Origin of the sequence: Paenibacillus sp. FSL P2-0136, from assembly GCF_037975325.1 — a bacterium.
Classification (GTDB): Bacteria; Bacillota; Bacilli; order Paenibacillales; family Paenibacillaceae; genus Paenibacillus_AQ; species Paenibacillus_AQ silagei.
In genome coordinates, this window is record NZ_CP150244.1 from 6,670,995 (window position 1) to 6,681,751 (window position 10,757).

The 10,757-nt window shown below is 46.0% G+C and carries 6 protein-coding genes; all 6 read right to left on the reverse strand.

Going from position 1 to position 10,757, the window contains the following annotated elements:
- Positions 1 to 237: 237 nt before the first annotated feature.
- Entirely contained in the window at positions 238 to 4,275 is a 4,038-nt protein-coding gene (locus NYE26_RS28475) for an Ig-like domain-containing protein (RefSeq protein ID WP_339251847.1), read from the reverse strand.
- A 189-nt stretch (positions 4,276 to 4,464) separates the two neighbouring features.
- On the reverse strand, positions 4,465 to 5,667 hold the full coding sequence (gene metK / locus NYE26_RS28480) for a methionine adenosyltransferase (protein ID WP_076084485.1): 1,203 nt from the start codon (positions 5,665 to 5,667) through the stop codon (positions 4,465 to 4,467).
- A gap of 203 nt (positions 5,668 to 5,870) precedes the next feature.
- A complete protein-coding gene (locus NYE26_RS28485; RefSeq protein ID WP_209868427.1) occupies positions 5,871 to 6,143 on the reverse strand; it encodes an alpha/beta-type small acid-soluble spore protein in 273 nt (90 codons plus the stop codon).
- Between the two features lie 188 nt (positions 6,144 to 6,331).
- A complete protein-coding gene (locus NYE26_RS28490; protein WP_339251851.1) occupies positions 6,332 to 6,892 on the reverse strand; it encodes a hypothetical protein in 561 nt (186 codons plus the stop codon).
- An 86-nt stretch (positions 6,893 to 6,978) separates the two neighbouring features.
- The gene (locus NYE26_RS28495; protein ID WP_339251853.1) at positions 6,979 to 9,801 is read right to left on the reverse strand and encodes a hypothetical protein; all 2,823 of its coding nucleotides are present in this window, start codon (positions 9,799 to 9,801) and stop codon (positions 6,979 to 6,981) included.
- A 589-nt stretch (positions 9,802 to 10,390) separates the two neighbouring features.
- Positions 10,391 to 10,732 carry a hypothetical protein gene (locus tag NYE26_RS28500; protein ID WP_036721689.1) on the reverse strand — a complete coding sequence of 114 codons (342 nt, stop codon included), beginning with the start codon at positions 10,730 to 10,732 and terminating at the stop codon, positions 10,391 to 10,393.
- Positions 10,733 to 10,757: the final 25 nt, after the last annotated feature.

Genomic DNA, 10,757 nt, shown 5'->3' on the forward strand with positions numbered 1-10,757 from the left:
GTGTAACTCTCCCATCTATTTGTACTCTTCTACCTCGCTATCAAGACCTGGATATCAGTTCATAGTAATAGACTATACCTTTAATAGACTGAATTCAGCTCGAAAAGTTGCGAAAATTGGAGAGAACTAGCAGGTTTTACCGGATGAGCGGAGTCACGCTGGAGCTGTCCAGGTATGCCAAAAAAGCACCCGGCCCATAGACCGGATGCTCTGCTTAACTATACAATTCCCTTGCTCTTACAAATAGCCTGCTGTCTTCAGCATCCGCTGCAGCATGACCGCAGCCTGCCCTCGGGTAGCATTACCCTGCGGCTGGAATTGCGTGGTGCTGACTCCCTGAATAATCCCCGCCTTGACTGCCTTGGCTACAAATTCGATACTCTGGCTTAGAATCCTCGCCCGGTCCTTGAACGGGCTAAGCGTATCCATTACAGATGCACTTAGCGTTACAGGCTGCCCCGTATACTCAAGCGCCCTCACCATCATAATCGCCATCTGCTCACGGGTAATTTTATCCTCCGCACGGTAGGTCCCGTCCGTATTGCCATTGATGATGCCGGCTTTGGCTGCGGCGCCGATATAATTGCCCGTTTGACTGGATGACTGCACATCTGAGAAGCGCTGCGCTGTCACGCTATCCCCTAGCAGACCTAGCCCTCTGCTTAGCATTACTGCAAACTCACCCCGGGTGATGGCTTGATCCGGCTTGTATTGGCTGCCATAGCTGTTGTCGATGATATTCTTGGCTGCCAGTTCAGCAACAGCCGTGTTACTCCAGTGAGTAGCCATGTCTGCAAAAGAGCGCGTGGAGGAAAATGCTCCAACGATCTGATTTCCGCTGGTCAATGCACGCATTACTTTGTAAGTCCCTTTAGTAATACTAGTTGTAGGCAGATAAGCTGCATCGTAATAGGATTGATCTAGTCGTGCTACAGAAGTCTGCTCACTGCTATTTGAACTTGTTGTCCGGATCATGTACTTCCCTGGTAAGCTAAGCGCAGTCTCATTAGCGTAATTACCTGTCACAGATGCAGCCAGCCGAAGATCAGCCAAAGGGGTTATACTGGTTAGCCCCTGTGTCTGAAGTCTTTGGACGAATGGAGCAAACGCCTCAGAAGGCATTTTCTCTATGCGATAGATAAGAGAAATATTACTGCCGGTTGTATTTAGACTGGCTACGATTCCGTTGAGGTCTATTTTACCGAGATCAACACTATAGATCTGATCCCCATAACGAATACCAAATGACGAAGCCTTGTTGCGGTTGAACGCATCCACGAGTGGCTGTAGAGGTACAGTAACATAGGCTGCCAATTCGGTGGAAGGCACCTCAAACACTAGTGAAGCCGTGCCCTGTGCGTTTAAATACATATAACTGGCTGCCAGCTTATCTGCATTAAGACTGTATCTTTTCACATCCTGACTGTAAATTGAGCGGTCTGCTGCGATTACGGCGGAATCACTCTTCAGTAGCGGGAGCGCGTCTCCAAACTCGCTTGCCTCCAAGGTCCCCAGATAAGCTGGACGGTTCGCATCTGTTGGTACAGCAGCCGCCACACCTCCAGTAAGGTTCTTCACCGGAAGCTGCGAGAACGAAGCGAGTGCATTTCCGTTAAGATCCTTAATGAAGGATGTCCCCGTAGTATAGGATAAGTCAACTGTCTGCCCGCTACCCGCATAATCAGCCAGCATTAGTTTGAGGACGTTGCCTGTTAGGGTATAACTCTGAACCAGGGTAGTGGTACTATTCAATCTGACTGCAAACTGCGAAGTGCTCAGTGCAGAAGAAGTCAGCATACTTTGGACAAAAGTTACCGTCAGCTCATTACCGTTCACTGTTGCGCTGCTGATCTCCGATACGGTGATATCGCTCAGATCAACCGGCTTCAAGTCCACATAAACAGCCCGGTTGCCGTTAAGATCAGTTAAGCCTTTTACACCGGGTACATAGGAGACTGTTACAGTCTGACCTGCTACCATGTTATTTTGAAGTGTTAATGTCACACTGCTTCCACGTACTGCAACATTTGTGACGTAATTCGGGCTACCTCCCACCAGGACCGAGAACTGGCTGTTCATCGGAAGGTTACTGTCAGATAATCCCTCATTGTAATTCATTGTAATTTTCTTTCCTCCGCCCGTCGCATTCTGGAACACCGGCGGCACATTATCCTTACTATTGCGGATGTTAAACTCAGCGAAGTTTGCAATATTCTGCCCCAGAGAGCTAACCAGCGGATACGAACCGGCGTAGTAGGATACCCGGACCGACTCCGAATTGCCCACCTCGGAACCCACTGTTAAATAAAGGGTGTTGCCGCTGGAGCTGATTGAATTCACCCCAAGCGAATATCCATCAGTTGTTACCACAAACTGATCATACGCATAAGGAGAGACCGTTTTGAGCGTATCATTGAAGGTCAGTGTCACTGTTCTGCCAGTAATTCTGCCTTCTTTGGGCGTAGGGAGCGCCGATTCTATAGTATTAGTGATCTGCTGTCCAGAAAAGGTAGGCGCAGCATTCCCGCTCGTATCCTGAATCGTCCGCACGCCGCCGGTATAGCTGATTTTTACATTCTGGCCTACAGCGATACCTGTGCTAATCACTACAAATACACTGTCTCCTTGAATATAGGCACTTTCAATATTCCGGCTTTCCTCATTGACGGTTACCCCGAAGCTGGAAGCCAGCAGAGCCACTGAAGCATTAAGCGTCTCATTATACCTCAGGCGGATCGTCCGGTTGTTCTCTAGCACTGCGCTCGTCAGCGATGGCGGAGTCTTATCTATGGCTACAGTGCGGAAGCTCCAAGACTTGGTACCGCTTAATCCCTCATACTGCACACTGGGGTCTGCGGCATCTGTGAAAGCTCCTTTGGCGATGTCGATATAATAGATCGTATCTGATTCCAGCGCTGCGGACGGCTTAATGATGAATTCTTTAGCAGAGGAGCCTTGCTGAACTGCCGCATTCACTTTAGATCCATTGCTTTTGTACAGAACAACTCCGTTCGCGACTGTGCTATTGTAGACAACTTCCTGGTTGAAATTAACCGCTATTGTTTTGGAGATATCTACCGACTCACTGCGGTCTGCTGGTGATAACGCGGCTACAGACAGACTTGTCAGTGATGCCGTCGTGAACGTCCAGGAGTACGGTCCTGAAGCCGGAAAGATATGACCATCCTGATCATAAAAAGCTCCCTGCGGTATAGTCACTGTATATAGTGTACCGCTCAATAGCGGTGAAGCTGCGGAGGCTGGCAACAGAGTTATTGTCGAGCTTCCCCCACCGGTAACATTCGTTGAATTGACATTCAGCCATCTTGTTCTAGGGTCCCCTGCACCTGGAGAGACCGAGATTACTCCAGAGGCCGGACTCATCGGGCGGTCGAAGTATAGCTTAAGGGCTCCACTAACCGATGCGCCAAAAGATGCATTGGCTGGAGCCGTAGATGCAGAGATAGTACCCGTGCCGACCGTGGAGAAGCTCCAGCCGCTGCCGCTTGCTATCCCCTGATAGGTTGTATTATTAGCATCCTTGAATGCATAAGCGTCGATAAGGACATAATAATTCCCGCCGGATGGAAGCTTATTAGCCAGTGTCAACGTCACCGTTGTCGAGGAATCTGCACTCTGGAATGCTACCCCAGGTTCTCCATCTCTGATCGCAAACTCTTGTATAACCGCGTTATCCGCTGACGAGAGCAGCCTGACGCTGCCTCCTCCGGCTGTAAGGACTCCAGATAAGCGAATACTCAGCTCCGTTAAGCTACCTGCCTCTACTCTGGAATTGATGGCAGGAGACATGCTGCTTGCTGTAATCGCCGGATTTACCTCCGGGGCTGTCGTGAACTTCCAGCTTGTTGCGGCAGATTCATTGCCTGCACTATCCTTAAACAGCCCCTTAGGCACACTTACGCTATAGGTTTTGTAGGGAGCAAATTTAAGGCTGGCGCCTAGCTTGATCTCGTAGCTTGACGAGTTTCCGATTAGTCCTGCACTCCCGACTGCAATTTCCGTAAATACCGTTTCGGCATTTACATCTGTAATGGTGATTTTCCCGGCTTGCGGGATCACCTGGCGGTCAAAGCCAAGCCCCAGCGAAGCCCCGACATTTACAAAAGCAGACCCGTTCGCAGGAGAAATGCTGATTCCGAATTCCGAAGCGGCGTATACCGCTGATGTATGTATACCGATAGCCGGACTGCCCAGACCAAGCAGCAGATTGCCTGCAATGATAATTGCCGTTCCTATTCTTAATTTCTTTCTCATTCTTAAAAAACCCCTTTCAGCCCTTCCAGCACTTCTTGTATTTGTATACTGTTATATTTCGGCTAAAGGGCTTCCAAAGTTTAGAAGATGACGGCTGAGGGCACATCGGCTTGCTCTTTTCACAAAAAAATGCCCACACATCACCCTCTTCATGAGGGCTTCTGTATGGGCATATTTATTCTTAATTTCTTAGATTCCAGACTGGGCCTTTAACAAATCCGCCTTATCCACGCGTTCCCACGGAAGGTCCACATCGGTACGGCCAAAATGTCCATAAGCTGCTGTCTGTCTATAGATAGGCTTACGCAGATCCAGCATCGAGATGATTCCTGCCGGACGAAGATCAAAGTTATCGCTGATCAGTTGAACCAGCTTCTCCTCACTGATCTTGCCCGTTCCATATGTATCCACATTGATCGATACAGGGGTAGCAACACCTATAGCATACGCCAATTGAATCTCGCACTTGTCAGCAAGGCCGGCAGCGACCAGATTCTTCGCTACATAACGAGCCGCATAGGCTGCAGAACGGTCCACTTTGGTCGGATCTTTACCGGAGAAGGCTCCGCCGCCGTGACGGGCATAACCGCCATATGTATCCACAATGATCTTACGACCAGTCAGACCGGCATCTCCTTGAGGACCACCAATAACGAAACGGCCAGTAGGATTTATGAAATATTTAGTGGCTTCATCCAATAGTTCAGCCGGAACAACCGGAAGAATGACATGCTCTTTGATGTCTGCCTGAATTTGCTCAAGGGTAATTTCTTCTGCATGCTGGGTAGATACAACGATAGTATCCACACGCACCGGCTTGTCGCCCTGGTACTCAATCGTAACCTGGGTTTTGCCATCCGGGCGCAGATATTTCAAAGTTCCATCTTTACGGACTTCCGCCAGACGCCGGGCAATCCGGTGAGACAGGGCAATCGGAAGCGGCATAAGCTCAGGTGTCTCATTCGTAGCGAACCCGAACATCAGACCTTGGTCCCCGGCACCAATGTTAGCAGTCTCTTCAGCTAATGACGCAGGGTCCCGATGCTCAAGAGCAGCATTTACACCCTGGGCAATGTCTGCCGATTGCTCGTTCAAGGAGCTAAGGACAGCACAAGTATTATAATCAAAGCCAAACTTCGCGCGGGTATAGCCAATTTCCTTAATAGTATTACGTACGATTGCCGGAATATCCACATATTCAGATTTAGTGCTAATTTCCCCGATGACAAGCACAAGACCTGTTGCTACAGCTACCTCACAAGCTACACGGGCATTAGGATCGTTAGCAAGAAATGCATCTAGTACCGCGTCGGATATCTGATCACAGATTTTATCGGGGTGTCCCTCCGTTACGGACTCAGAAGTAAACAGATGACGCCCTTTGATCGACATATACAACAACCTCCCATATTGTTGATCTGACACTGTATTCAAGGGGGCTCCCTAGTAGATAACAGGCCAAATATAAGTAGTAGAATAATAATGGCCAATGCCTGTTTTATTCAAAAAATGAACCTTTTCCGGATGGAAAAGGTCTACGGCCTTCCTCAAAGGTCATATTATCTTATTTACCGGTGGCTGTCAATTGAAGCCAGTTATGCGAAAAGAGACTGCTCCGCCTGTTTGATCAACCTCTTTGTGATTTCCCCACCAACAGATCCATTATCTCTGGAGCTTAGATGTCCCAGATATGGAGTACCTCCAGAAACACTTGCTCCGCCAATCGTCCCCAGCTCAGAAGCAAATTCCGTATCCATTCCTCCGCCGTACGAAGCTCCATATAATCCGAATTCAGAAGCAATTTCATATTGCATTTGTTTCAGCATTGCCCGGCTCTCTGGTACCACAGTGCGATTTGTACGTGCCATGTTACAGCACCTCCTGCGAATTTTTTTTAAGATTACAGGTGGTATTGTGTACGAATCCCAAAGGCCTGAGTCGGCTTAATGTTTGTCAACTGTGGGAATGAGTTCCGGTGTATATGGAGGTCCAAAATAGGGCAATCTTTATATAGAAAGAAAATGTAAATTGTAGTGTAACTTAAATGGGTTGCAGCTTATTTCAGAGTATATGCTCCACGGACCATAACAACGATTTTCATCGTTTGACCGTCCTGTACAGCAATTCCACGGCCATCCCGGGGGAAAGATAACAGATGATTCGTAGGCGCAGCTACACCATTCGCCAAATCGACACCATCCGTCAAGTCAGCTACTCCATTAGCATCTTGGGAATAAATAACCGCTTTGCCGGCGCGAACAATAAATTCTGCACCCGCCCCGGCAATCAGGGTTTGTCCAGGTTTCACATCAACGATTTCGCTGGCAGTGCCTGTATCACCTGGACCCGTTGCCGGAGCTTTCGTTGGTGATGTGGTTGCAGCCGGTGCATTAGTCGCAGTAGCAGCCGGAGTCTGAGTAGGTGGACTAATTGTTCCACCTTGCAAAGCCTTCTGAATCTGTTGGTCCACATAGCTCTTAGTAACCACCGGGTCCTCTGCCGTGCCTGGCTGTGAACCGACACCGGCACCTTCAGCCGTTAAGTTAAGCATGGAGCCTGCCCACAGGCCACCCGCCAGCAACACTGCTGACATCGTAACTTTCCAAGCGGTCTTCAAAGTTGATTCCTCCTTATGGTGGGATAAATGGCTATAAAAAAAGAATAGCCTCCGAAGAGGCTATTCTTTGCTTCGTTAATCGGAGATTACTTAGCGGAAATTTCAGTGCTATCAGTGAGGATGTTACCATCACCATCTCTAGCAGTTGTTGTTCCAGCAACCTTAACGATGATTCTGTTAACTTCGTTGGAGTTCAGATCCAGCTGAGTATCTACAGCTGCACTTGAATCAACAATTTTCTTGGAGAAAGTAACAGACCATTTGCCTTTGTCAGATCCGTTAACAATCTTAGTTACTGTGTAGTAATCTTGATTGATAACGTTGGCAGCAGCAACATCATTATTGATATAGAATTGCAGATCTTGTTTGTTCAGAACTGTAACTTCTTTAGAGAATCCAAGGATCAGCTCATAAGAGTTGCCGCTGGACACTACTGCCGAAGTAAGGAGCGGACTAGTTCTGCTAGTCAATTTACCAGGTTTGCTAGCTGCTACAATCGGGTTACCAGAAGTATCAGTAACACCATTAACGATGAACTTGTAGTCAGTTTTTGTTTCAGTGATAGAAGAACTTGGGATATGAATTGTTGCACGAGCAAATTTCGGACTGGAAGAGCTGCTTGTCACAACCCCACCTTCTGTGAGAGTCTGAATAGTTACATAGCTACCTGAAGGAAGAGCCTTGTCATCCAGAGTATAGCTGTTAACATCCATCACAGAAGCAACATTCAAGCCGCTTGCATCTTTGATGTCGACAGTGATAGTAGCATCACCATAAACATTGCTTGTTGCGGATACTTTTTGACTGTCATTGAATTGAATTCCGTTATTAAACAATACTGGAGATTCGCTATCAGTAGCAGCAGAACCAATAGTCACTGTAAGCACAGTTGCCGCAAGTTTATTAGCAGAGAAGGATTTATCCTTGAAGAGTCCTTCTGGCAGGCGTACAGTGTATTCACCAGCTTCTACATTAACACCAGTCAAGATAAACGTTTTGCCGCTACCGCTTGTAGTGTTAGCAATCGAAGTAGATTGACCAGTTTTGTTATTGATCAGCACTACAGAACCAACGCCACTATTCACAACATCTTCTGAGAATGTCAATCTAATACCTTTAACAGAGCCAGAAGTAGTATAAGTGATACCAGTAACAGTTGGAGCAACAGTATCCTTAGTGAATGTGATTGCTTGACTCGAAGCAGTTCCCAGAGTATTACCCAATGTATCCTTAACTGTCGCTCCAAACACTACGCTACCAGTGAAAGTACCGGTGGATGGGAAGCTAGTCAATGGGCTCTGCAGAGTGAACTTTTTGCCATTTTCAGTGGTAATTACGCTGAAGGTACCTTGGCTTTCACCAACGGCATTCAGGAGACGTACATTACCAACCAAAGACGCACGGTCAACATTCTTATCAAACTCAACTTCAACGAACTTATCACTTACAGGAGTTACGCTCTTGATCACAGGAGCAGCAACATCGGAAACGACAGTTACAGTTGTTTTAATTGGGTTTGGAGTAGCAACATTACCTGCAAAGTCAGTTACATTAAGCAGGGATACGTCATAAGATTTACCACTTTCCAATGTTACTCCGCTCAGTTTGAATTCAGTGTAAGTATCATTCTGAACAGTAGTGGAAGCAGCAGAACCATTTACGTAAGCTACGATACCAGTAGTTTTAACCGGTTCGCTGAAGGTTACATAAACATCTTTAGTAGTCTGTTTAGCGGAAGAAGTAATTGAAGCTACAGTTGGTGCAACTGTATCAGCTACAGGCAGCAAACTTGTGAATGCTGGGATAGCTTCACCAGCTGTAGTTTTAACAGCATCGCTTACTACAACTGTGTAGTTACCTTTAAGTGCTTTAACACCAGGAAGAGTAATAGTAGCTTCTGTGTTATCAGCGCTCAAAGTTACATATGCATTAGCAACTTCATCAGTTTCGCTTCCAACCTTAGTAACCTTTACAACACCATCGATAACTTTGCTGGATTCAGCCAGTGTATCAATATCGATAGCACGGTTGAATTTAATCACAACTTGCTTAGCGTTTGGTGCTGTAGCAGAAACTACCTTAGGAGCCTGCAGAGTTACTTTTGCAGTGTAGTCCTTTTCAAGGTGTTTGAAGTTGATTGTTGTTTCAACGCCTGCTACCAGAGCAGTTGTCAATTCAACGTTTGCAGTTGTCTTGTCAGAGAAAGTTACAACTACTTTGGTTGGGCTTAATGCTTCAGCAGTAGTTACAGTCAATGTAGGAACTTTACCGATTTGGTCAGCATAGTAAGCTGTTTCAACTACCAAAGAACGAAGAGCGTTAGCTTTGAAGTTGGCAGTTTTCTCTACCAGACCAGCGTTGATAACTGCTTGCGCATAGCCCTTAGCCCATACAGATGCACTGTTATCAGTTGTAGTTGGTTGTTCCAGCTTAAGAGCGATAGCCAATACTTTAGCTACTTCTTCAACTGTTACTTTACCGTTGTAGTTGAAGATACCTTTAACAGTATCTTGACCCTGCATCAATCCTGCTGCAGTAACTGCTTCGATGTAAGGAACAGCCCAGTTTTTAGCGTTGTAACCTTTATCGTTGTAAGACAACTTGCCAGTTACTTCAGTAAGACCGAACAATTTAGTAACGATCTTAGCGAATTCTCCGCGAGTCAAATCTTTATCAAGATGAGCCTTACCATCAGGGAACCCATTAACAACACCCTTTGCTGCTAAAGCATCAAATGCTTGTTGTGGAGTTACCTTTGCTGTTTCACCAAATGCTACAGAGGCAAACATCGAGAATGCCATTGCTGTAGATAATGCTACGGATAAAATTTTCTTCATAACCTTTTTTTCTCCTCCTTGGACATTCATAAACTGGGATTTTTCTTTAGTTGTGTAGCTCATATCACTCATTTGTCGAGCACCCCCTTTCCCGAGTTGAGCAGATTAAGTATAAATAATGTCTGTGACGGGTATCACAGAAACTTGTAAACAGCTTCAAGGCATAGTAATACTAGATTCCTAATTCTACCTAAGTATTATACAATGTGCCTCTAGTCACGTAAAGCTAATTTTTCCATTTAGCAATGAACAGTGCCTTGAGGGCATTCCGCAATTGCCTTGTGCAAGTGACTCTACACCTTAAACGCAATAGTTTCAAAAAAGTTGCGCTTTGGTTAAAAAAACTTTTTCTGCCCTGCTGTATCCCTGCCCCGATACTCTAGAAGATACAATATGTATGTTCTACTAACTATTGTTAATGTTGGGTGGCTACGGGAATCAGTATAGCATAGAGGCATTCCAAACGTCATTAAACAATATTTGCTAAGTTCATAAACAAATATTGTATACTAAATGTGATTTTTTTGTTGACCAACATTCGAGCTAATAAGTATATACCCACATTGCAGCAGGGTTAACACGTTCCCGGATAATGATTGACATAAAGAAAGGCTACTGAGATCAACTCAGCAGCCTTACCTTCAACTCAGTATATCCAGGGCTATCGAATCTTCATCGATAGCTGTATTAACTCCTGGCGCTTCTCAGGGCTTGCATTTACATTCTCATACATGGCATCAATCGCTGCGCGGTTCTCACGGTAGGTCTTCTCATGCTTGATGGTGCTATGGGACCAATCGATCAAAGCATTCTCAGCAATAACAAGTTCATTATAAGCATCATGGAAGCCAGTTGCTTGAACAAGCTCTTCCATTACTTCCTGAGTGATCTCCTGCAGTGCCCGCTTCGCTGCAATTTCCTTTTCCATAACCTTTGCTCTATTCTCAAACATATTCTTTGCTTTCGTGTAATCCAATTGTGCTTTTGATAAAATCGGTTTCATCGATAGCTTTCTCCTTCTTGCATTA

Excerpts from the sequence above, each read along its gene's own strand:
- NYE26_RS28475 (WP_339251847.1), bottom strand. The coding sequence starts at position 4,275 with ATGAGAAAGAAATTAAGAATAGGAACGGCAATTATCATTGCAGGCAAT.
- metK (WP_076084485.1), bottom strand. The coding sequence starts at position 5,667 with ATGTCGATCAAAGGGCGTCATCTGTTTACTTCTGAGTCCGTAACGGAG.
- NYE26_RS28485 (WP_209868427.1), bottom strand. The coding sequence starts at position 6,143 with ATGGCACGTACAAATCGCACTGTGGTACCAGAGAGCCGGGCAATGCTG.
- NYE26_RS28495 (WP_339251853.1), bottom strand. The coding sequence starts at position 9,801 with ATGAGTGATATGAGCTACACAACTAAAGAAAAATCCCAGTTTATGAAT.
- NYE26_RS28500 (WP_036721689.1), bottom strand. The coding sequence starts at position 10,732 with ATGAAACCGATTTTATCAAAAGCACAATTGGATTACACGAAAGCAAAG.